The organism is Exiguobacterium sp. s130 (genome assembly GCF_018619055.1).
In the GTDB taxonomy this organism is placed as follows: domain Bacteria; phylum Bacillota; class Bacilli; order Exiguobacteriales; family Exiguobacteriaceae; genus Exiguobacterium_A.
In genome coordinates this window covers 276,199-298,425 of record NZ_JACSNI010000003.1, presented here as the reverse complement: position 1 = coordinate 298,425, position 22,227 = coordinate 276,199, and the positions used below count along the sequence as shown (strand labels likewise).

At 47.9% G+C, this 22,227-nt stretch carries 26 protein-coding genes; 3 read left to right on the top strand and 23 right to left on the bottom strand.

Annotated features, from left to right (window positions below; translation table 11 throughout):
• Nucleotides 1-27: 27 nt before the first annotated feature.
• The 8 genes from HZS85_RS09195 to HZS85_RS09160 all read right to left on the bottom strand — a co-directional run bounded on the left by HZS85_RS09195 (nt 28) and on the right by HZS85_RS09160 (nt 8,174).
• The gene (locus tag HZS85_RS09195) at nt 28-1,755 is read right to left on the bottom strand and encodes an ATP-binding protein (protein ID WP_214855258.1); all 1,728 of its coding nucleotides are present in this window, start codon (nt 1,753-1,755) and stop codon (nt 28-30) included.
• Nucleotides 1,752-2,474 (bottom strand): response regulator transcription factor, encoded by a 723-nt coding sequence (locus HZS85_RS09190; protein ID WP_214855255.1) that lies wholly within the window; start codon nt 2,472-2,474, stop codon nt 1,752-1,754. Before HZS85_RS09190 ends, HZS85_RS09195 begins: the two co-directional genes overlap by 4 nt.
• A gap of 171 nt (nt 2,475-2,645) precedes the next feature.
• Entirely contained in the window at nt 2,646-3,812 is a 1,167-nt protein-coding gene (ccsB, locus tag HZS85_RS09185) for a c-type cytochrome biogenesis protein CcsB (RefSeq protein ID WP_035408879.1), read from the bottom strand.
• Nucleotides 3,809-5,356 carry a cytochrome c biogenesis protein ResB gene (gene resB / locus HZS85_RS09180; protein ID WP_251137910.1) on the bottom strand — a complete coding sequence of 516 codons (1,548 nt, stop codon included), beginning with the start codon at nt 5,354-5,356 and terminating at the stop codon, nt 3,809-3,811. Before resB ends, ccsB begins: the two co-directional genes overlap by 4 nt.
• Nucleotides 5,357-5,378: 22 nt before the next feature.
• Nucleotides 5,379-5,969, bottom strand: a complete 591-nt coding sequence (locus tag HZS85_RS09175) for a redoxin domain-containing protein (RefSeq protein ID WP_214855252.1) — start codon at nt 5,967-5,969, stop codon at nt 5,379-5,381.
• A 126-nt stretch (nt 5,970-6,095) separates the two neighbouring features.
• A complete protein-coding gene (locus tag HZS85_RS09170; RefSeq protein WP_023467688.1) occupies nt 6,096-6,857 on the bottom strand; it encodes a pseudouridine synthase in 762 nt (253 codons plus the stop codon).
• Nucleotides 6,857-7,429, bottom strand: coding sequence for an SMC-Scp complex subunit ScpB (gene scpB, locus HZS85_RS09165; protein ID WP_214855249.1), 573 nt, complete (start codon nt 7,427-7,429; stop codon nt 6,857-6,859). Before scpB ends, HZS85_RS09170 begins: the two co-directional genes overlap by 1 nt.
• The gene (locus HZS85_RS09160) at nt 7,419-8,174 is read right to left on the bottom strand and encodes a segregation/condensation protein A (RefSeq protein WP_214855247.1); all 756 of its coding nucleotides are present in this window, start codon (nt 8,172-8,174) and stop codon (nt 7,419-7,421) included. Before HZS85_RS09160 ends, scpB begins: the two co-directional genes overlap by 11 nt.
• Nucleotides 8,175-8,266: 92 nt before the next feature.
• Between HZS85_RS09160 and HZS85_RS09155 the strand changes: the two genes are divergently transcribed.
• On the top strand, nt 8,267-8,731 hold the full coding sequence (locus HZS85_RS09155; protein WP_214855245.1) for a DUF309 domain-containing protein: 465 nt from the start codon (nt 8,267-8,269) through the stop codon (nt 8,729-8,731).
• Nucleotides 8,732-8,748: 17 nt separating this feature from the next.
• On the opposite strand, the gene HZS85_RS09150 is transcribed toward HZS85_RS09155, so the two are convergent.
• From HZS85_RS09150 to HZS85_RS09100, 11 genes are all read right to left on the bottom strand, one after another.
• Nucleotides 8,749-9,096 (bottom strand): GNAT family N-acetyltransferase, encoded by a 348-nt coding sequence (locus tag HZS85_RS09150; RefSeq protein WP_214855243.1) that lies wholly within the window; start codon nt 9,094-9,096, stop codon nt 8,749-8,751.
• 152 nt (nt 9,097-9,248) lie between these two features.
• Nucleotides 9,249-9,776 carry a type 1 glutamine amidotransferase domain-containing protein gene (locus HZS85_RS09145; protein WP_214855241.1) on the bottom strand — a complete coding sequence of 176 codons (528 nt, stop codon included), beginning with the start codon at nt 9,774-9,776 and terminating at the stop codon, nt 9,249-9,251.
• A 97-nt stretch (nt 9,777-9,873) separates the two neighbouring features.
• Entirely contained in the window at nt 9,874-10,311 is a 438-nt protein-coding gene (locus HZS85_RS09140) for a peptidylprolyl isomerase (protein WP_023467682.1), read from the bottom strand.
• Nucleotides 10,312-10,414: 103 nt separating this feature from the next.
• The gene (locus HZS85_RS09135; RefSeq protein ID WP_214855239.1) at nt 10,415-11,419 is read right to left on the bottom strand and encodes a S66 family peptidase; all 1,005 of its coding nucleotides are present in this window, start codon (nt 11,417-11,419) and stop codon (nt 10,415-10,417) included.
• A gap of 85 nt (nt 11,420-11,504) precedes the next feature.
• Nucleotides 11,505-12,149, bottom strand: coding sequence for a hypothetical protein (locus HZS85_RS09130; RefSeq protein WP_214855237.1), 645 nt, complete (start codon nt 12,147-12,149; stop codon nt 11,505-11,507).
• A 107-nt stretch (nt 12,150-12,256) separates the two neighbouring features.
• On the bottom strand, nt 12,257-13,558 hold the full coding sequence (locus HZS85_RS09125; RefSeq protein WP_214855234.1) for a pyrimidine-nucleoside phosphorylase: 1,302 nt from the start codon (nt 13,556-13,558) through the stop codon (nt 12,257-12,259).
• Nucleotides 13,559-13,604: 46 nt separating this feature from the next.
• A complete protein-coding gene (locus tag HZS85_RS09120) occupies nt 13,605-14,417 on the bottom strand; it encodes a purine-nucleoside phosphorylase (protein ID WP_214855231.1) in 813 nt (270 codons plus the stop codon).
• 18 nt (nt 14,418-14,435) lie between these two features.
• Complete coding sequence (deoB, locus tag HZS85_RS09115) at nt 14,436-15,608, bottom strand: phosphopentomutase (RefSeq protein ID WP_214855228.1); 1,173 nt, start codon at nt 15,606-15,608, stop codon at nt 14,436-14,438.
• Nucleotides 15,609-15,726: 118 nt separating this feature from the next.
• Nucleotides 15,727-16,611: a site-specific tyrosine recombinase XerD gene (gene xerD / locus HZS85_RS09110; RefSeq protein WP_056060398.1), complete on the bottom strand. Its 885-nt coding sequence runs from the start codon at nt 16,609-16,611 to the stop codon at nt 15,727-15,729.
• 125 nt (nt 16,612-16,736) lie between these two features.
• Nucleotides 16,737-17,219, bottom strand: a complete 483-nt coding sequence (gene fur, locus HZS85_RS09105) for a ferric iron uptake transcriptional regulator (protein WP_023467675.1) — start codon at nt 17,217-17,219, stop codon at nt 16,737-16,739.
• A gap of 101 nt (nt 17,220-17,320) precedes the next feature.
• Entirely contained in the window at nt 17,321-17,851 is a 531-nt protein-coding gene (locus tag HZS85_RS09100; RefSeq protein WP_035408909.1) for an NUDIX domain-containing protein, read from the bottom strand.
• A 167-nt stretch (nt 17,852-18,018) separates the two neighbouring features.
• Between HZS85_RS09100 and HZS85_RS09095 the strand changes: the two genes are divergently transcribed.
• Together HZS85_RS09095 and HZS85_RS09090 are read left to right on the top strand one after the other, a co-directional pair.
• Entirely contained in the window at nt 18,019-18,873 is an 855-nt protein-coding gene (locus HZS85_RS09095; RefSeq protein WP_214855225.1) for an aldo/keto reductase, read from the top strand.
• 67 nt (nt 18,874-18,940) lie between these two features.
• Nucleotides 18,941-19,600 (top strand): type 1 glutamine amidotransferase domain-containing protein, encoded by a 660-nt coding sequence (locus tag HZS85_RS09090; protein ID WP_214855223.1) that lies wholly within the window; start codon nt 18,941-18,943, stop codon nt 19,598-19,600.
• 66 nt (nt 19,601-19,666) lie between these two features.
• On the opposite strand, the gene HZS85_RS09085 is transcribed toward HZS85_RS09090, so the two are convergent.
• The 4 genes from HZS85_RS09085 to HZS85_RS09070 form a co-directional block, all read right to left on the bottom strand.
• Nucleotides 19,667-20,284 carry a hypothetical protein gene (locus HZS85_RS09085; protein WP_174316073.1) on the bottom strand — a complete coding sequence of 206 codons (618 nt, stop codon included), beginning with the start codon at nt 20,282-20,284 and terminating at the stop codon, nt 19,667-19,669.
• A gap of 80 nt (nt 20,285-20,364) precedes the next feature.
• Nucleotides 20,365-20,901, bottom strand: coding sequence for a PadR family transcriptional regulator (locus HZS85_RS09080; protein ID WP_023467670.1), 537 nt, complete (start codon nt 20,899-20,901; stop codon nt 20,365-20,367).
• Nucleotides 20,902-21,063: 162 nt separating this feature from the next.
• On the bottom strand, nt 21,064-21,648 hold the full coding sequence (locus HZS85_RS09075) for an NUDIX hydrolase (protein ID WP_214855221.1): 585 nt from the start codon (nt 21,646-21,648) through the stop codon (nt 21,064-21,066).
• Nucleotides 21,645-22,226 carry a CDP-alcohol phosphatidyltransferase family protein gene (locus tag HZS85_RS09070; RefSeq protein WP_214855219.1) on the bottom strand — a complete coding sequence of 194 codons (582 nt, stop codon included), beginning with the start codon at nt 22,224-22,226 and terminating at the stop codon, nt 21,645-21,647. Before HZS85_RS09070 ends, HZS85_RS09075 begins: the two co-directional genes overlap by 4 nt.
• Between the last annotated feature and the right edge of the window lies 1 nt (nt 22,227).

Genomic DNA, 22,227 nt, shown 5'->3' with positions numbered 1-22,227 from the left:
TTCACTCCTATAGCGAAAGGAAGCGACTCATAATGTTCGCTTCCTTTGTTTTTTTGGTAATCGGATTCGGAAAGTCGCTCCTTCTCCTAAGCGGCTGTCGACTTCGACCTCTCCACCATGAGCACGGACGACGTTCGCGACGATCGCAAGACCAATTCCTGTACCGGTCTTACCGCGCGTTCGTGCCTTGTCCGCCTTATAGAAACGATCAAAGACGAAAGGTAGATCTTCTTCCGGAATCCCGTCACCTGAATCGATGACGGATAATGTAATGTTTTCCCTATCTTCGTCAATCTTAATCTTGATTTCTCCGTTCTCCGTATAACGCAGGGCGTTTCCAAGAAGATTCGTCAAGACTTGTTCCATCTGATCCGGATCGGCATCAAATGTGATGTTCGGACCGGAAACCGAGAAAGTGACCTGCTTATCGCGTCCCATTTGTTTGAATTTCTTGATGACTCGCTGTGCAAACGAGACCGTTTCGATGGCTTCAATCCGTAACTCCTGATAACCGGCTTCCATCCGCGCGAGATCGAGTAGATCATTGACGAGACGGGACAAGCGTTGCGATTCATCATAGATGATTGATGCAAATTCTTTCGTCGCCTCGTCACTTTCCGTCATCCCGTCGACGATCGCTTCCGAATACCCTTGCAACATGACGAGTGGCGTCCGCAGTTCATGGCTGACATTCGCGACGAAGTCGGCCCGCATCTTCTCCAGTTGTTGTGCTTCCGTCATGTCGCGCAGGACAGCGACCGCTCCGATCTGCTCTTCTTGTTCGAGTAACGGACTGACGATGATGATGTAAAAGCGTCCTTCCCGTTCAAAAGAAACCGTCATCTCCGTCTCTTCCTTCATGACCGTCTGGAACAGTTCAATCAGTTCATCCGGTACGGGAGAACCTGCAAGAAATGCTTCAGCTGGTGGATTCGTCGCGAGTAGCTCACCTGATTTTGAGAACGTCAACACGCCGTCTGCCATACAGCGCAGAATCGAGGAGAGCAAATGCCGCTCCTTATCAAGATCCGTGACGTATTGATTGAGTTGGCTACTCATCTCGTTAAAGGCAAGCGCTAAGTCACCAATCTCATCACGTGAACGTTGCGTCAGGCTTTGATCGAATTTCCCTTCACCGGCCTCAACGACGGCTTGACGAATCGTCCGTAGTGGTGCGGTGATCCGTGTCGATAGGAAGAAAGCAAAGACGGTCGTCCCGATGATCGCTAACAAGACACAGAGCTGAATGATTTGACGTGCGCCTTCATTCGCTTGCTCGATATTCGTCAATTGTTCGATCAAGTAGATCGTTCCGTTGCCGCTATCCGTAATGAGCGGTGCTCGATACGCGAGTGCCGCCTTTCCATCGAAGGTCTCGTAATTACCGATTGCCGTCTCACCTTCTTCACCATCGATCGCTTTCCAGTTCTGACGTTCGAGCTCCTTGATGATCCGGTTCGCTTTCGCTTGTGAAATATTCGCTTCGACAGAATCGTCCTGGGTCTTCGCAATTAATGTCGCGCCATATATATCCGTGATTTCGACAGCAGTACTCGATCCTTCCTCGATACCGGAGTGCGCCTGAAAGACGGTCTCGACTTGTTGACCGAGCTTTGCAAGGTGCACCCGCTCCTGTTCGATATGAAAAGAGTTGAAAAATTCAAGTAACAAGATCGTCAAGGCGATCAAGACGACCGAGACAAGCAATAGGATCGTGCCCCATAGTTTGATGACTACACTTTGCAACCATTTCATCGTCCGGTCGGACTATTCTCGAACTTGTATCCGACACCCCAGACCGTCGTGATCATTTGAGCAGCATTCGGAGACAAACGATTCAGCTTTTCACGCAGACGTTTGACGTGTGTATCGACCGTCCGAAGATCCCCAAAAAATTCATAGTTCCAGACTTCCTTGAGTAGTTGTTCCCGTGAGAATACTTTGTCCGTTTGTTTTGCCAAGAAATACAGGAGTTCATATTCTTTTGGTGTTAAATTGACTTCTTGTGATTCAACCGTCACGCGGTGTGCGTCATTATCAATCGTCAAATGTGGGAAGACGATGACATCTTTTGTTTTCGCATCCGTATGGAGGAATTTCGTTGCACTCGCTCGGCGAAGGATTGCTTTGACACGCAAAACGACTTCACGTGGACTGAATGGTTTGACGATATAATCATCTGCCCCCATTTCAAACCCATGGACGCGATTCGTTTCTTCACCTTTTGCCGTCAGCATGACGACCGGCGTCGCTTTCGTTTTCCGTAGTTCTTCACAAACTTGCATCCCGTCCATCTTCGGCATCATCAAGTCGAGGAGAATGACATCGTATTCTGTCTCAAGCGCCATTTCAAGCGCCGCCTCTCCATTGTCTGCTTCCTCGATCGTGAAATTTTCCCGCTCCAGATACATCTTCAACAGGCGACGAATTCGTTCCTCATCGTCGACGACTAAAATACGTGCTTCTTCTGACATGCTGTCTCCTCCTATAAACTAAACTCTACTCCTCTATCCTACTACTCTTTTAGTATACTATGAAACGAAAAGAATGGCTTGCACTGGCTGATTTCTCCTAAACGATACTCTTTTGTCAGAGAAACATGAAAAAGCAGCGGACCGTTTCCGGATCCGCTGCTTTTCTTTTCCTTATGCGTACGAGTGTAATCCCGCTACGACAAGGTTGACGAAGACAAGGTTGAACATGATGACAGCAAAACCACCAACACATAACCATGCTGATTTTTTACCGATCCATCCACGCTGGATGCGCATGTGGAGATAGAACACGTAGAAGAGCATCGTGATCAGTGCCCAAACCTCTTTCGGGTCCCAACCCCAATAGCGGCTCCATGCCATTTGCGCCCAAATCATTGCGAAGATCAATCCGCCAAGGATGAAGATTGGAAGACCGATCGCAATCGCACGGTAACTAATCTCATCGGCTGTTTCTAGATCAATCTTCCGCGCGATTGGTTTCAGACTCTCTGCGACACGCTTACGGAGAACTACGAAACGTAGCAACACATATAAGACGACGCCACCAATGACTGACCATAAGACCGTATTGACCTTATTCGCATTCAAGAAGTTCGGCAATTCAATGACGGCACCTGAACCAGATAAGACTTTTCCGTTCTCAGGACCTGTCAGAACCGGCATCGTGTATTCATGTGTCATCTTCGCACCATTCTTCGCGACGTATTCGATCGTTGATGCAGAACCTGTTGCTTTGAACAAGAGGCCGACGAGGATGTAACCAACGACACAAACGAGTGAGAACATGACGATTTCAAGCCATGTCCGTGTTTTCGATTCTTTATTGAAATCCGTCGCGTGGACCAGATAGAGCAATCCGGTCGCAAAACTGACAGCGAGAATCCCCTCACCGAGCGCTGCCGTCGTAACGTGGATTTTGAGCCAGACACTTTGAAGTGCCGGAATCAAGGGTTGGACCTCATCCGGGAACATCGACGCATAAGCGATGACGAGCAAGGCAACCGGCATTGCAATCAAGCCAAGGACATTGTTTTTATAGATGGCATAGACGATCAAGAATCCAAGGACCATCATCATACCAAAGAATGTCGTGTATTCGTATAAATTTGAGACCGGAACGTGTCCAGCACCCGCCCAGCGCGTAAAGAAATACCCTAACTGAGCAAGAAAACCGATGATCGCGAGCGTATAGGCGATCTTACCAGAACGTGTCGGACCTTTTTTACCACTCGTCGCAACAGCGAAAAAACCTGTACTGACGAGGTAGACGATGAATGACGTTAGGAGCAGATTACTGCTCAACTGAAGCATATTCATTTAGCTTCCCCCTCTTCCCGCAACTTTTGTCGGTCCTCAAGTTCTGGTAGACCAACTTCCGTCAACGCGAGATTGGCTTCTTTTTGAAGCCCTAATGCGTTTTTGTTTGTAAATCCAGCAATCTGAATGCGACCGTTCTTCTCACGTAACCAGAGACGACGGTGCGGCCAGTACATCCCGATCAATAGACCTGCCATGAAGATGATGCCACCCGCAAAGAGGAACGGGAGCGTCAAGTCTTTCTTGATTCGGACACCTGAGATGTTTGAGAGCTCCGTACCGGCAAACGCCATCTTGTACTGGTTCTCATCCCCACCGACATTCAGCTTGATACCAATCAAGCTACGCTCCCCTTTTGGGTGCTCCGGTGATTTGATATTAAAGACGAACGCCGGATTGACAGGACGTCCAGAATTGGTCGTCGGCTGTCCATCCTTGACGACGAAATCAGGCAAGAAATCCTTCAATTCGACATCATAGCCGTTTTTCAACTTGTAGGTCTCTTTTGGTTCACGTAAATCGACCTTGATCGTATCCACGACTTTACCTGTCTTTTGGTTGACGATGCTAAACGACATCGTCTTAAATTCTGGATCTGCCGCGTATTGTTCTTGGAAGACTTGGAAATCATCGAATTCGAATGGACGGTTGACTGCTGTCTCACCTGATTTGACTTCTTCGAGTTTCGGTTTGAAATCACTTGTCTCTCCGACTTTTTTATAGAGCGTCATCTTCGTGTCGTAGTTTTTCGGCACGTTTCCACCCGCTGCTTCAAGCGATTTCTTGAATTTTTCATCCACCTTCTCAGGATCATAGAACTCGATGTTGAACGCTTCATTTTTCAAGTAATACTTGTTGTCCGTCGCTTCGATTGGTAATGTCTCTCCTTCACGAAGCCAGAGCAGTTCATCTTCATGCATACCCGGTACGACCCGAAGCATCGCTCCTCCAAAGAAGAGTACAAGACCGATATGGTTGATGTAAGGACCCCATCGTCCAAACCGTTGTTTTTCCGCTAAGAGCGCCCCATCTTGTCGACGGACTTTATAGCCCTTCTTCTCAAGTAACGGTGCGATCGCATCGATTTTTTTGACGTCTCCAGTCGCTTCAGCGCCAAATCGCTGACCATTCATGAAACGGTCCGACTGGATGACCGGTTGTTTCTTCAATGCTCGGTAGAGCGGGAAGAAGCGGTCAATCGACACGATGATGATCGATAAGAGTAACAGTGTGATTAATCCGATGTACCACCATGATTCAAACAGGTTGTGGAATCCTAACGTATAGTAGATATCCCCTGCCGTACCGTATTCTTTTTGATAAAATTCTTCCGGTGGTGTTGCCTGCGGAATATACATCTCTTGCGGGAAGATCGTACCGACCCCACTCGCGATGATGATCAGACCGATCAGCCATAACCCGACCTTGACGGACGAGAAGAACGTCCATGCCCGGTCGATCCAAGATGGATTTTTACGTTTCGAACGAAGTTCTGCTTCCTCGTAACGCATGTCCAGTTGTTTGAAATCTTCTTGCTCCTGCATCCTTAAATCCCCCTTCGATGCGTTACTCGTTCGCCTTCTTCACCATCTCTTCCAGCTTCGCTTGATCAATCTCACCTTCGTATTTCTCGACGACCTCACCTTTTTTGTTGATGATGAACGTCACAGGTAAGTTGTAGATCCCGTAAGCCTTCTCGACCGAATTATTCGTATCCATGAGGATCGGATAATCCGTTCCGCCGATATCCTTGATGAAGCTTGAGACTCGAACCGGTGTTTCTCCGACATTGACCGCTACGAAATTGACACCTTGATCCTGCATCATCTGATAGTTGTCATTGATCAAAGGCATCTCTTTCTTACATGGTTCGCAGAATGTACCCCAGAAATTGAGTAAAAGTCCTTTTCCTTTGTATTCATCCATTGAGTGCTGTTTCTCACCGTATAGATCGACGAGCGCGAAACCAGGAGCATCATCGCCTGCCATGACACGACCGTTTTTATCACGTGTCGCTTGATCGACGAATTGCATGATGACGACAGCACCGGCGAACAAGACCATCGTCATGATCATCAGACGCCAGAAAGAGCGTTTCTTCTTTTTTTGCTGGGCTGCTGCTAAGCGTTCTTCCGGATTTTGTTTCGTTTTTTTCATATTTTACCGCCTCCACCCATATTGTACTTGAAATCGCTTAAACGTTGATAAAATGTGAAATTCGTTAATCGTTTTGTCACAAAAAAAGAAAACTCAACCCGGAGGATGAGCTTCTCGCTTTACAAATTAACGTTTTTTTGTGTTCTTACGTCTTTTCGTAGGTGGAGCGGCTGGATCCGCTAGCTCACGCAATTGATTGACTTCTTTTTTTGAAAGTTCACGCCACTCGCCAGAAGTAAGACCTGCCAGTGTCAAGAAACCGAACTGTTCACGTTTCAACTTCAAGACTTCTGAACCGAGTGTCTCGACCATTTGACGGACTTGGCGGTTATGTCCCTCGTAGATGACCATCTCAAGGATTGCCGTGTTTTTCTTCTTATCGATGTCACGCATCTCGACGCGTGCTTTCCCTGTCTTAAAGCCATCCGGCAAGACGACGCCTTTTTCAAGACCTTTGACGTGGAAATATTCCGGTACGCCTTTGATTTTGACGATGTAGCGTTTCGGTACCTTATACTTCGGGTGAAGCAGAAGGTTCGAGAATTCACCGTCATTCGTCATCAAAAGAAGACCGCTTGTATTGTAGTCGAGTCGACCGACTGGGAAAACACGGTGTCCCGGTGGTACGAGATCAACGACCGTCTTACGTCCCTTATCGTCTTCAACCGTCGAGACGACACCTGTTGGTTTATACAGCATGTAATAAACGTGTTCTTCACGCTCAAGCTTCACGCCGTCGACTTCGACTTCAGCACGCGCTCCAACTTTCGTTCCGAGCTCCGTGATGACTTTCCCGTTAACCTTGACGCGGCCTGCTGTAATCAATTCCTCTGCTTTACGCCGTGAAGCGACACCTGCTTGTGCGATGATTTTTTGTAACCGTTCCATTAATTCACTCTCTCCTCTAATGAAGGATCATTCCGGAAGAAGAGATCTCCATCTGATTCGAACGTTTCTTCGAACTCGAGTGGTGGTAACTCCTCAATGCTATTCAGACCAAAGTGGTCCAGGAAATGATCCGTCGTCTTATACAATTTCGCGCGACCAACGCCTTTGGCACGTCCCGCTTCTTCAATCAAACCTTTTGCACTTAACGTATGGATGACGCGTTCCGTCTTGACGCCACGGACGACTTCGATATCAGCACGCGTGACGGGTTGTTTGTACGCGATGATGACGAGTGTCTCCATCGCTGCTCGAGACAAGGAGTCTTCTGCAAGTGATCCCGCATACGCCTGAATATACGGCGACATCTCTTTACGTGTCACCATCTTAAAGACGCCACCTGACTCCACGATTTGCAACACCCGTCGCTCTGCTTCGAACGTCGTCTGAAGAGCCAGTAACTGTTCGCGCGCCGCTGCTTCACTGATCTCTAGTGCTTGACTGAGACCACGTGGGTCGATACCGTCATCGCCGACGACGAATAACAAGCTTTCAATGATTTGTTCATACGCCAATCTGACTCTCCTCCTTCACCATGCTACGCAACAAAATGTCATCGGTCATTTGTTCACAATCAATGACCCGTTGCTTCACGAGTTCTAGGACGGCGAGGAAACTGACGACCAGTTCTTCGACCGTCGGCTGCTCCACAAAAAAGCCAAAGAATGTCGTACGCTCACGCGTCGCGACGTAACGGGCAACGGACTCCATCTGTTGCTCAAGCGACCGTTCTTCCCGTTTAACCGTCTTCGAGCGACGTACCTTCCAAGCTTCCCGTTGACGCATTTTTTCGTATGCACGCAATAAATCACTTAGGGATAACGTACCATTATACTCTTGTGCGTCCGTATCGAGATAACGCATCAAATCCTCTGGTTGTTTCGAGAACAGCTCAAGGCGCGCCTCTTCCTTTTCCTTGAGGACGAGTGCCGCTTCCTTATACGCTTTATACTCGATCAACTGTTGAATCAGACCTTCTCGTGTCGGTTCTTCCTCGAAATCGGGAATCTCATCGTATTCCGTCTGTTCAACCGGCAAGAGTTGTTTGCTTTTCAGTTGCAACAGCGTCGCTGCCATGACAAGATATTCACTAGCAACATCTAGTTCAAGATGTTGCATCGCACGGATATAGGACACATATTGATCCGTCACCATGGAAACGGATATATCATAAATATCGATTTCTAATTTACCAACCAAGTGTAACAGCAAGTCCAGCGGGCCTTCAAACGCATCCATCTTTACACTGTATGATTCCATGATTCTCCCTGCCCATCAACGTTTTTTGCGCCTTAGTATACCATACAACGGATAGGTTCGACTATGTTATATTCAAAGGAAGAGGTGATTCCATGAATCCAATCGAGCGATTCGTATTCGAATTCAACATCCGGCACGATTACTTCGAGTGCCATGAAATCTTAGAGGAAGTCTGGCAAGAAGGACAGCGCCAGGATGAGGCGCTCGTTGGTTTAATCCAACTGGCCGTCGCCCGCTATCACCATCGGCGCGGCAATGCGACCGGTGCACAGCGGACATATGTGAAAGCATTTGATAAGATCGAACGTCACCGAACTACGCTGATTGCGTCCGGAATCGACGTCTCTCGTTTGCTCGATCATCTTCATCAATTTACGGATCCGGTTTATCGACACATCCCGTTACCTGTCTTCCCGGATGTCATCCGGACCGTTGCGCTTGAAGCGACAGCACCTGATCTCGACTATGTGACGCATAAGCATCGCTTGCGTGATCGCACGGATGTCGTTCTTGCACGCCAAGAAGCGCTACAAAACCGAAGAGACCGGTCCATCTAAGCCATGGACCGGTCTTTTTATTGATTTTTCCATTTGTCGACGAGGCGTTGCGTCTCTTCGGTCGCACCAATGATATCCGTTCGAAGAAGTTTGGCTGCTTCATCGAGTAGGAGATACGACATCCGTTCTCCACGGAAAGACGGTGATAATGCGATATGTTTCAATTCAGCATGGCCATCCATTAATTGAAACCCGATGACACCGACGAAATCCTCATCTTGTTTGTACAAATACAAGCGTTGGTCTTCTTCCTGTTCATAGGCTTGAACCGTTTCAAGCAAATACTTCGGATCCTTCACTTCGCACGAAAAGGCGATCAGCCCCATCGCGGTCCGTTCATTCAACTTCTTATATTTTACTAGCATGTGATTCTACACCTTCCTAATTTCAACAACTCTCAGGAGCATGAACGACTGAGACTCATTCATTCTACACCTTCTCACACAGAATTACTGCATTTTTTTCATAATCCATGAAAAAGGCAGGAGACCGTCATGTGACGTCCCCTGCATCTGAATCATGCTTGTTCTTCCATCACTTGGATGAAAGCACGCATGTAATCTGGTAGATCAGGCGGGCGACGGCTCGAGACGATATGTCCGTCGACGACAATGCCTTCATCGTGCCAAATCGCACCTGCATTCGTCATGTCATCCTTGATTCCTGGCGTACTCGTGACATTAACACCTTTTAAGATGCCAGCAGAGATCAACACCCAACCAGCGTGGCAGATTTGACCAATTGGTTGTTTGTTCTGGTCAAAATGACGCACCATGTTCAAAACAGAGTCAAAGCGGCGTAACAGATCGGGTGACCAACCACCCGGAACAAGAATCGCATCGTATTCTGCTGGATTGATCTCATCGAACGTCTTATTCGATTTGATCGGAACACCGTACTTCCCGATATACGTCTCATCTGCCTTCTCACCGACGATGTCGACGATCGCGCCTTCTTCACGTAAGCGATGGACAGGATACCATAATTCTAAATCCTCGAAGTCATTGCTGACGACTTGGATGATTCGTTTTCCTTCTAAACGCATGACAAACACTCCTTTACAAGTTGAGTTCTCTTACTGATTGTACCCGCTTCTAAAAAAAGAAAAACTCCTCTTCAAACGTTTGAAGAGGAGCAAGAACTTATGCTTCGACGCGGATTTCTTTGATGCCAGCGCCTTGCTTCATTTTTTGTGCATGTTCGAGACCTGAAGTCACTTGTCCGAAGACTGTGTGTACACCGTCGAGGTGCGGTTGTGGCTCATGTACGATGAAGAACTGGCTTGATCCAGTGTTACGACCAGCGTGTGCCATCGAAAGTGAACCCGCTTTGTGTTTGTGTGGGTATGATGTAGACGTTTCGCAAGGGATCGTTTTTCCTGAACCGCCTGTACCGTTTCCGATTGGGCATCCGCCTTGTGAGACGAAGCCTGGGATGACACGGTGGAAGTTCAATCCATCGTAGAAGTTCGAGTTTGCAAGGTTTTCGAAGTTTTCAGTCGTGATCGGTGCTTCATCGTTGAACAATTCGAATTCGATTTTATTTCCATCTTCTAATAAGATATGACCAGTTTTTTGCATGTTTGACCAACCTTTCGTGCTTTTCAGCAGGAGATTCGTCACGATTCAAGATCGTGATTCCATGGTACAGTGTACCAAATTTCAAGACGTCGTGCAGACCTTTTTACTCGACGGCTGCCTCTAACACATCGAGCGTCACCGAATCCGTTGCTTCAACACGAATCCGCACCCCATTCGCCAGTGTTGCAACGGGATCCGTATGTCCGAAGTCCGCATCAAGAATGATCGGGAAATCATATCCTCGTGTCGCACGTAAAATGATGTCTTTGAGCGGGAAGTCCGGATCAAAATCGACTTTGCGCGGGAAGCGTCCGACGACGAGTGCCGCAATCTTATCATACGCACCCATGTGTCGCAATTGCGTGAAATACCGGTCAATCGTTTCCGGTGTCTCACTCTCGTCATCCTCAAGCATCAAGACGACACCATCAAACGTTGGCAAGTAAGGTGTTCCAGCAAGCAGTAAAAGTGTTCCCGTGTTCCCCGTCAAAATCGGTCCTTCTGCAATACCGGTCTTAACGATCGTGTATCCTGCGTTCACTTGATGTTCTCGTCTTCGGTCGTCCGCGACGTCCCAGCGTAAGATCTCGTCCGTCCATTCCTCCGATGCTTCGATTCGACCAATCGGCTCCGTCTGCATGAACGTACGTTTGAACGATTCTTCCGTATACGGATCTAGACCATCGAATTGACCGAACTGCGTCAGCAGTGCGGGTCCGACGAACGTCGTCAATCCTGTCTGCTGATAGATGCCCGCAAACAGTGCCGTGATATCGCTGTAACCTACGAAGATCTTCGGATTGTTTCGGATCAACTCATAATCAAGTTCGTCGAGCAACTGGTGTGAGTTAAACCCACCGATCGTCGAGATGATCGCCTTAATCGACGGATCTGCGAATGCCATATGTAAATCTTGCAGCCGTTCGCCGATCGTTCCTGCCGTATGACTATGAACAGCCGTTGCATTCGGCATCAAGACGACCTCGAACCCCATTTTTTCAAGTGTTGCGATCCCGCGGGCGAGACGACGCGGTACGTATGCTGCAACAGCTGACGCCGGCGAGACGATAGCAATCTTATTCCCTTTTTGTAAGCGTGGTGGTTTCATGAGAGTTCCCCCCCTTTTTTCATTACAAGTATTTCCAGTATAACAAATCGAAAGGGAACCGCGTACTTTCATTTTTTAATCCATTTTATAACGTTACGAACAACGAATTCCCGTCCTCCAGTAACTCACCTTTTTCCGACACATAGTCAATCTTGACCGTCATATGTTGAAGGATCTTTTGTTCACGTAATGACTTTGCCCACGCTGTAATCTGCGCTTTATCCTGTTCGTGTCGCTTGCGTGGAACATCCACTAAAAGCGTCGGAGCGACTTCTTTCCGTAAATAAGCCTTTGATTCAAAACGCGCGTCACCTAGCCGCTGTATTTCATCGCTGTCATAAAGTACGGTCACGCTCAATTGATGGTTCAGTTGTTCGAGAGTCGGCGACGGGATCCGTCGCTCTAACCGATCTTCCCAAAGTGACGCATGATACGAGTCAACGAGCCTCCCCGACTCCTCTTGTTGATAGACGAAAAACTCAGTATTCGTTTTTTCGTCTATCGCGCGTGCGGCATATTCAAATGGAAAATTTCCCATGTTGTCGTAAAGACTACCTGTCACCTTCGCTTCCGGAAGATGCTGTTCTAAGTAAGTTTTTGCTTTCCGCTGTATTTCAGTCTCTTTCGTTCCATCCGAGTTCATGTCCTGTGTAAAAGCGAACGTCATCAATAAGGCACCACCTCCGATGACTCCAACTAGACTGGCAATTCCGATCAACCAACGTTTCATGCACTCACCCCCAAAATTAATCATCCTATATTTTTACAATTTTGATTGTATCACAAAAAAAGAGTAGCGGACGAAGTCCACTACTCAAGTATTGCTGATTGGATTGCTTACTGGATGACAGCGTGAACGAGCGGACGTTCTGCCGGTTTCGTTTCACTGATGTGATACGCGTGATCCATTTTTTCGATCGCTTGGTCGAGCGTTTCTTTGTTTGAACGAAGCGTTGCGATGACATCGCCGACTTCGACACGATCGCCGACTTTCTTGTGTAACGTGACGCTTGCTGCGTGGTCGATCTCATCTGCTTTCGTCGCGCGTCCAGCACCGAGGATCATTGCCGCAACACCGACTTCGTCAGCGATGATTTCAGAAACGTAACCGGCTTTTGAAGCAACGAATGTTTTTTCGTATTTCGTTTCAAGTGCTTTTGTCATGTCGTCAACGAGTGACGCGTCGCCACCTTGCGCTGCGATGAACTTCTTGAAGACGTCAAGTGCTGCGCCGTTAGCGAGACGTGTTTCGAGATCCGCATACGCTTCGTCGAACGTCGGGTAGAACTCACCGAGGACTGCCATGTGTGATGCAATCGTCAAGGCGATGACTTTCAAGTCACGGACATCTTTCCCTTGAAGGACTTCAATCGCTTCCTTGACTTCGTTTGCGTTACCGATTTCAAAGCCGAGTGGCTGGTCCATGTCCGTAATGACAGCAACCGTCTTACGATTGACACTCTTACCAATCGAAACCATCTCTGTCGCGAGTGCTTTTGCATCTTCGAACGATTTCATGAAGGCACCAGAACCTGTCTTCACGTCAAGTACGATGCTGTCTGCTCCTGCTGCGATCTTTTTCGACATGATCGAACTTGCGATCAATGGAATCGAGTTGACCGTCGCTGTGACGTCACGTAATGCGTAGAGTTTTTTGTCTGCAGGCGTCAAGTTACCTGTTTGACCGATGATTGCCATCTTGATGTCGTTGACTTGTGAGACGAATGCTTCTTCTGAAAGTTCAACGTCAAAACCAGGGAACGCTTCGAGTTTGTCGATTGTTCCACCTGTGTGACCGAGTCCACGACCGCTCATCTTCGCAACCGGAATACCGATTGACGCAACGAGTGGTGCGACGATCAAACTGATCTTGTCACCGACGCCGCCAGTTGAGTGTTTGTCGACTTTTTTCCCGTGGATACGTGAAAGGTCGATCACGTCACCCGATTTGACCATCGCCATCGTCAAATCAGCGATTTCACGATCTGACATTCCTTGATAGAAAATCGCCATCGACATCGCTGACATTTGGTAATCTGGAATCTCACCATTCGTGAATCCTTCTACCATTGCTTGAATATCAGCTGTTGCGAGTTCGCCACCGTCTCGTTTTGTTGCAATCAAATCTACCATACGCATAATCTAGTTCCTCCTCAGGAGTGGTTTGTGAGTTTTAAAACAGTCGTTACATTTTTTTGATCGAACCGCGAACGAGTGATAGGAAGTGTGCCCGGACGCGTTCTGTCGTCTCGATGACTTCATCATGGTGTAACGGTTGATCGAGAATGCCTGCTGCCATGTTCGAGACACACGAAATCCCGAGGACACGCATATCTGAATGACGGGCAACGATGACTTCAGGGACCGTCGACATACCGACGACGTCGCCACCGAGCATCCGTGCCATCTTGACTTCTGCTGGCGTCTCATACGTTGGACCAGTGTTTCCGAAGTAGACACCTTGACGGACACGAATTCCGAGTTCATCCGCTGTTTCCTGTGCAAGACGAAGTAATTCCGCATCATACGGCTTCGACATATCCGGGAAACGTGGTCCCATCTCGTCGACGTTCTTCCCGATTAATGGGTTCGTACCGAAGAAGTTGATGTGATCCGTGATCAACATCAAATCACCTGGTTCGAACGCTTCGTTACAAGCACCCGCTGCGTTCGTAACGATCAATGTCTCAACACCGATCGCCTTCATGACACGAACCGGGAACGTGACCATATCCATCGAATATCCTTCGTAGAAGTGGAATCGCCCTTGCATCGCAACGACTTGTTTCCCTTCAAGAGTACCGAAGACGAGTTGCCCCGCGTGCCCTTCGACCGTTGATACCGGGAAGTTCGGGATTTCGTGGTATGGAATCGCGATTGGATTTTCAATCTCATCCGCGAGGACACCAAGTCCTGAACCGAGAATCAATCCGATTTCCGGTTTTACCTGCATCTTGCTTTCTAAAAACGAACGTGTTTCATTCCAGTTGACTGTCATCTGAATCGCTCCCTCGAATTATAGTTCTGTTAAAAAGCTTGTTCCATGTGCCGGCATCTTGACAGCGAAGTTTTCTGCGACCGTCGCCCCAAGATCAGCGAACGTCTCACGGATACCGAGCGGTTTTGCAACACTATTTTTATGATAGGCAAGCAACGGTACATATTCCCGCGTATGATCCGTTCCTGCGTGAACGGGATCGTTTCCGTGGTCAGCCGTGATGATTAAGAGATCGTCTTCGTTCAAGCGAGCAAACACTTCAGGTAGACGTGCATCGAACTCTTCGAGTGCTTGTCCGTAACCTTGCGGATCACGACGATGTCCGAACAACGCATCGAAATCGACGAGGTTCAAGAAGCAAAGTCCGTTGAAATCCCGATCGAGTTGTTTCACGAGCTGATCCATCCCGTCCATGTTCGATTTCGTACGGATTGCATCTGTGACGCCTTCTCCATCATAGATATCGGCAATCTTACCGAGCGAGATGACATCGAGTCCTGCCGTCTCGAGTTCGTTCATGACCGTCCGGTCGAATGGTTTGAGTGCATAGTCGTGACGGTTCGCTGTCCGGACCCACGCTCCTGCTTCACCAAGGAATGGACGCGCGATGATGCGACCAAGCATGTACGGGTCATCCCGCGTGATATCACGTGCGTATTCACAAATCCGGTACAGTTCCTCTAATGGCACGACTTCTTCGTGTGCTGCGATCTGAAGGACAGAGTCTGCCGACGTATAGACGATCAAGGCGCCTGTCTCGACATGTTCTTGTCCGAGTTCGTCGAGAATTTCCGTACCAGAAGCCGGTTTGTTCCCGATGATCTTCCGTCCTGAGAACTCTTCCAAGCGATGAATCAAATCATCCGGGAATTTTTCGAAAACACGGAATGGTGTATCGATCCGCAGTCCCATGATCTCCCAATGCCCTGTCATCGTATCTTTCCCTGCAGATACTTCTTGCATTTTTCCGTATGCCGCAAGCGGTGCTTCTTCAGCTGAGACACCTTCGATCGGTTCGATATGCGAGAGACCGAGTTTTGCCATGTTCGGCATGTTGAGTCCGTTGCGTTCACGCGCGATGTGACCGAGCGTATGCGAACCAAGATCTCCGAACTGTTCAGCGTCCGGTGCTTCTCCGATTCCTACGGAGTCCATGACGATCAAAAATACACGTTTAAATGATTGAGCCATTTGCTGTTCCTCCTATATACGAGCTGTAGTTGTGCGATTCCCGTTACGATTTTTCCCGGAAAGGGACTAGACAAAACGCATCATTTGTCTGAAGTCAGACCTTTAAAAGATAGAATCATCATGCCCGTGGATGATGTTTCTTATACACGTCGTGGAGTCGTGCTTTGTTGACGTGTGTATACATTTGTGTCGTCGACAAATCAGCGTGTCCTAGCATCTCTTGCACGACGCGTAGATCAGCACCATTTTCAAGAAGATGGGTCGCGAACGAATGACGCAAGACATGCGGCGTGATTTCTTTTTCGATACCGGCTTCCTTTGCCCGTCGTTTGATCATCTTCCAAAAACCTTGTCGTGACAAACGATCACCGCGACTGTTCAAGAAGACATCGTCCGTCTGTTGACCTCCGAGACTATTACGCGCGAGGTCAAGATATGTCCTGACGCTTTCAATCGACGTCGAACTCATCGGGATGATACGGGACTTGTTCCCTTTCCCGATACACGACAGATACCCTAGTTCGAGTTGCAAATCGTTCAACTTCAGTTGTAGCAGTTCGCTGACGCGCATCCCTGTTCCATAGAGAAGCTCAAGCATTGCTGCATCTCGTCGTGTAAGCGGATCGACACCGACGACCGAATCAAGCAAACGTTCGACGTCGGTTTGACTCCAGACGACGGGAAGCTTCTTCTCCGGTTTCGGTAAATCAAGATGACGGGACGGATCATGCGTCGTTAGTTTCTCTTCGACCAGATATTGATGGAACGAACGGATTGAGCTCGTCGCCCGGCGGACCGTCGATCGTGACTTGCGTGCTTCAAGCAATCGTTCAATGTGGTCGACGATATGATGTCGGTGAACCTGTTCAAACGAAGAAACTTCCGCTGTTTCGAGCGTCTGTAAGTATTGATTCAAATCATTTCGATACGCAGCTGCCGTATTCGCGGACATTTGCCGTTCAATCACTAAATAGTTGATAAATGCTTCCAGTTGTTCACGCACTGAACTCATCCTCTTCGTTTACGAAATCGCTTACTTCCCCATCATATCAAAGGTGTAAACCGTTGTGAAGAGGTCTGACCTATAAAAATTGAAAAAGAAAAACCATCCGAAATTTCCTCGGACGGTCAGACTGTTTGTGTTTGCGATTGTTCCAACGCTTCCCGAGCGTGACGCTCTTGGCAGACACGGCAGACGCCATGGAATGTCAGGCGGTGATCCTTGATTTTGAAGTGGAATCGGGACACGATTTCTTTCTCTACTTCTTCCAGCATATCGTCTAAAATCTCTTCGACGGATCCGCATTCGATACAGACGAGATGGTGATGCGAATGACTCGCACCTTCTTGTCGTAAATCAAACCGGGATACGCCATCTCCGAAGTTGACCTTATCGACGACTTCGAGCTCCGTCAATAATTCGAGCGTCCGGTAAACCGTCGCAAGTCCGATGTCGGAGTTCTTTTCTTTTACAAGGAGAAAGACATTTTCGGCACTGAGGTGATCCGACTCATGTTCGAGCAGGACACGCACAGTCGCTTCACGTTGGGGAGTCAGCTTATATCCTTTACCGCTTAGCTGTTTTTTGATGCGTTCTACACGACTTTCCATCATAGCGCCCCCTTTGTTCGAACTGATGCTATTATCATAGCTGATAATCAGTCTTTTTTCAAATTAAAATGATTATCAACTGAAAATCATTTAAATGAGAATCATTTTAAAGTACGGATCTGCCAATGCTGGATCGCCATGATCGTCTTCGCGTCGACAATCGTTCCGTTTGCAACAAGTTCGAGCGCTTGTTCAAGCTTCAATGTTTTGTTCTCAAGGAACTCATCTTCATCGAGCTGACGATCACCGGCAGTCAGACCAATCGCTTCATAGATATGTACACGTTCGCTACAGAAACCAGGCGCACCGTAGAAATCAAAGACATGTCGTAACTCTTTCGCGACGTAACCTGTTTCTTCCTTTAATTCACGTCCGGCACAATCGAGTGGATCTTCACCTTTTTCGAGTTTGCCCGCTGGTATCTCGATTGATAGACTCTCGAACGCCTTCCGATATTGTTCAACGACAATCAGATCCCCTTGTTCATCAAAAGCGATGATGGCGACGGCACCATTATGATAGACCAGTTCACGAACCGAGGTATTACCGTTCGGTAACGTGACGACATGTTTCTCGACATCAAAAACTTTTCCTTCATAGATCACTTCACGTTCAATCGTTTTTTCTTCCATCGGTAGTGTTCCCCTCTTCTATCCTAGTTTACGTTCTCTGTCATGATTAGTATGCCGTTTCCGACGTATTGCCGCAAGACTTCAAGCCGTCTTTTTCATAAGATATGATACACTAGAATGCAGAAGTTCCAAACTTACAGTTCATTTAAGAAAAGAGGGAATTGAACATGTCATTAGGATTAGGTACGATGACGATCTTAAAACGCGGACAGGAAGAAGCGGCAGCAATCCTGCGGACGGCACTCGACGCGGGTATCACCCATTTCGACACAGCGGATGTCTATGCAAACGGAGCCGTCGAATCGATTATCGGCCAAACCTTCGCGCAAGAGGATCGTAGTCGATTGTTTCTTGCCTCAAAAGGTGGCAATCGAATGAATGCGACCGGAACCGGTTGGACATGGGATCCGAGTTATGACTATCTAAAGCAAGCTTGTCTTGAAAGTTTGAATCGTCTTGAAACTCCTTATCTCGATCTGTATTACGTCCATGGCGGTACGATTGATGATGATATCGATGCGTCGATCCGCGCGATGGAAGACTTAAAAGCAGATGGGAAAATCAAGGAATATGGTCTCTCATCATTGCGACCGAATGTCATCGAATATTGGCTCGAGCACAGTAATTTCTCTTACTTGATGACGCCTTATTCGTTGCTCGATCGCCGCATCGAAGAGTTGTTGCCACGCTTAAAAGAGAAAAACATCCAAGTCGTTGCCCGTGGTCCACTGGCAAAAGGACTCTTGACACATGAAAGTGCTTCACGCCTGCAGTCGGTTGATCGGTTCGAACAATTCGATAAGGAAACGCTTGAGGCGAGTCTACAAAAACTTCAAGATTTCCCGCTTCCGGCGCTTGCATTGCAAGCCATCGATCAACAGGTCGATATCGTCCTTCCTGGCGCGTCAAGCGTGTCACAGCTTCAAGCAAACGTCCAAGCGATGAAAGAGTCGATCTCGCAAGCTCAAATCGACCAGGCACTTGCTACACTGCCGGTTCATCACTATACGGAACACCGTTGAGGTTTAACTCTTCATATCTCCGGGAAACTCCTTCTTTGTAACGTTCATACAGAGGAGGAGTTTTATTATGGCTCGTATTTTAATCGTATCAACAAGTGCAGATGACATGAATGGTCACAAAACAGGATTATGGTTCGAAGAGTTCGCAGCACCATACAACCTGTTTAAGGATGCAGGACATGACGTGACGGTCACTTCGATCAAAGGTGGCGACGTCCCGATCGATAAAGCATCGATTGTCAAAGAAATTTTGCCGAAATTCCAAGATGCACGCCGTGCGTTGCACGACACGAAAGCACTCTCAGAAGTCGATCCAGCATCATTTGATGCTGTTTACTTCCCAGGTGGTCACGGTGCGGTCGTCGACTTCCCGAATAACCCACAAGTGGCAGGTGCCATTGAAGCTGTCATCAAAAAAGATGGCGTCGTCGCATCGGTCTGTCACGGTCCAGCGGCCTTCGCACACGTCATAATCGATGGCAAACCTTTCGTATCAGGTCGTCAAATCAACGGCTTCACAGACGAAGAAGAAAAATCGACAGGTCTCGAAGATAAAGTACCATTCTTGCTTGAGACGACACTTCGTGGTGAAGGCGCTACTTTCCTGACATCAGATGCTGGTAAGGAATTCGCAGTCATCGACGGCAACGTCGTCACAGGACAAAACCCGGCTTCAAGTGAAGCGGTCGCGAAACTTGTCCTTGCGAAACTTGCGACACAAGCTTAATACGATACCTTTATACAAAATGGAGCAAACGACATAACGTCGTCTGCTCCATTTTTTTGGCGTGAATTACAATCGGTGAAGTGAATCCAATCGTTCGAGATCAGCTTCAGTCTCACGTTTTTTTTGTTCGAGTCGCTTTAACTCATCCTCGAGTTGTTGCTGTTGTGCCTGTAGCGCAGATCGTTCTTCCTCCGTATAGGAACGTGCTACTTCTTTTTCTTTGAGATACCACCATTTTTTGACCTTTTTAGGCGGCGGTCCGAGTTCAATCTGTTGCTCGTGTTGTTTGACCTCATCTATTTGTTCAGCATGCGCCAATTGAAGCTGCTTCAATTCCGCCTCATAAGTGGCTTGTCTCGCTTCAAGAATTGGTGTGAGGTACGCGAGGATATGCGCAGTAAAGTCTCGCTTGACGACCCGTCGTAACACATCTCGCCGAAGGGAAGCTTCCGAATGACCTGAGGCATTCTCCCAAACGATTGAATCCGCTCGTTCTAGAATCTCCTCTTCTTCTGCTTCTCCGAGCCAACGTAATTTCAGCAATAATGGTTCAAGGAGTGCCTCTTCTACATACGCCGTAAATTGCGAATACGAGATCGCTTCTCGTATCAGCGGTTCTTCATGTAAGCGAAATAATGCTTCCGCCTCTTCCTCAATCCAGTCTTCATAGTCATTAAAGTACATCGATTCTCTCCTTACTAAATCCTATTACAAAATAAAACTGGCTCGAATCCGCCATCTACATGACAGTCGAGCCAATATTGTTAGACGTTTGCTTCGTTCTTTTTGATTTCCGCGATTGCCCAGTCACACCAATCCAAGTAATTCAACATCATACGCAAGCCGTACTCACTCGTCAAGGTCTCCCCTAGTGTTGCACCGTTCTCGAGGTGGTCGTGACGCCAACTATGCATCATCTCGACGGCAAATTGATGGTGCCGCTTCGACTCTTCCAAATAAGCAACGGCTTCCTCTGGTGGGAGCAGATGCAAGAGCGACACCCGCATCAAGTTCTCATCCTTCATCTTCGGTTTGAATTCATTTGGTGTCCGTAACCATTCAACGAGCTCCGTACGCCCTTTATCGGTAATCGAATAGACTTTCTTGTCCGGCAAGTCTTCTTGGACGATATGAACACTCGTCACGAGCTCTGCCTCTTCCATTTTCAACAACTCTCGGTATATTTGAGTATGGTGTGCGGTCCAGAAGTGGATCATCTGTTTTTTAAAAGTCGCGCTTAAATCGTAACCGGTCGCTTCCCCTTGGGTCAGCAGCCCGAGTAGTGCAAATCGTAATGCCACTGGCTGTACCTTCTTTCCTTCTTTTGTATATATACTTAATTATCTCAAATATATCTTAATTTCGCTACTCTTGCGTCGAACGAATGTACGATTAAAAAAAGACCTACGAGCGAAATCACATTCGATCGTAGGTCTTCATGCGTTATTTCTTTCCCATTCTTTCTATTTACGTAATTGCTCGATTCCCTGTCGTACATGTCTCCAGTAAGAAGAAGGATGCGGAACGAATTGACGACGATCGAACCACTCGCCTGTCGTGTCCTGAATACGCTCGATGGACATGTCAGCGATTCGCTCAAACTGCTCGATCGAAAAAGCAATCAATCGCTTCACTTCTGTTTCCTGGAGGACGTATGCGTCTATCGCTTGATCACTTCGAGCAAGAAAGACATGGCATCGCTCACAGTCCCAGAGCGACGCATCCCGAAACTCCTCTTCCTGGATGCCAAGCGGCATCAATTGATCAAACGTACACGTCAAACCAATCTCTTCCTCGAGTTCCCGGACACCATCCTCGACTGTCTCATTCGCAAGCAAGTGACCCGCTGCCGTGATATCAAGCATTCCTGGAAAGTCCTTCTTTTGTTCAGACCGTTGCTGGAGCAGCACGACGTCCCGCTTTGGATCGTAAACAAAACAATGAAACGTTTCGTGCCACAAGCCGTTTGCGTGGACTTCTGATCGCGGACGAGGTCCGAGCAGGTTGCCCGCTCGATCCACAGTCATGATCATCTCTTGTTCACTCATCGTAACACCTTCGAAGCTTGATAGAATCGCTCCCCGACCGTATAGAGTTCAGCAATCAAAAAGACAATTGCGATCCAAATGATGGTGCTTGGGAACAGGATCATCGCTGTTAGGAATAAGAACCCTTCCGTTCGCTCGACCAGTCCCGGTTGATATTGAAACGACTTGTAGCCGTAATTTTCACTGACCGCTCCGATTGCAAGGAACATCGTCATCCCAATGACGAATGATGCGACGAGCAACAGAATAACGGCCTGCGTTTCCGGAAATCGGAGTGCAAGACCAATCAGCACTGACAGCTCGACGATCCGGTCGAGAACAAGGTCGAGAATCGTGCCGATTGGAGTCGTCTTTTCTTTTCGTGCCATCGTTCCATCGATGACATCAAGCATGCCCGAGATCCACAATAAGACAATCGCCGTTCCCATCATATCGTTATAGACGAAAAAGCCCGTCGCACCACCGATGATGCCGGAGATGATCGTCACCTGTGTCGCCGATAATCCAATTTTCTTAAATAAGGTCGCCCCTTGATCAAATAGGGGTTGAACGATTTTACGCGCACGCGTATCTAACATG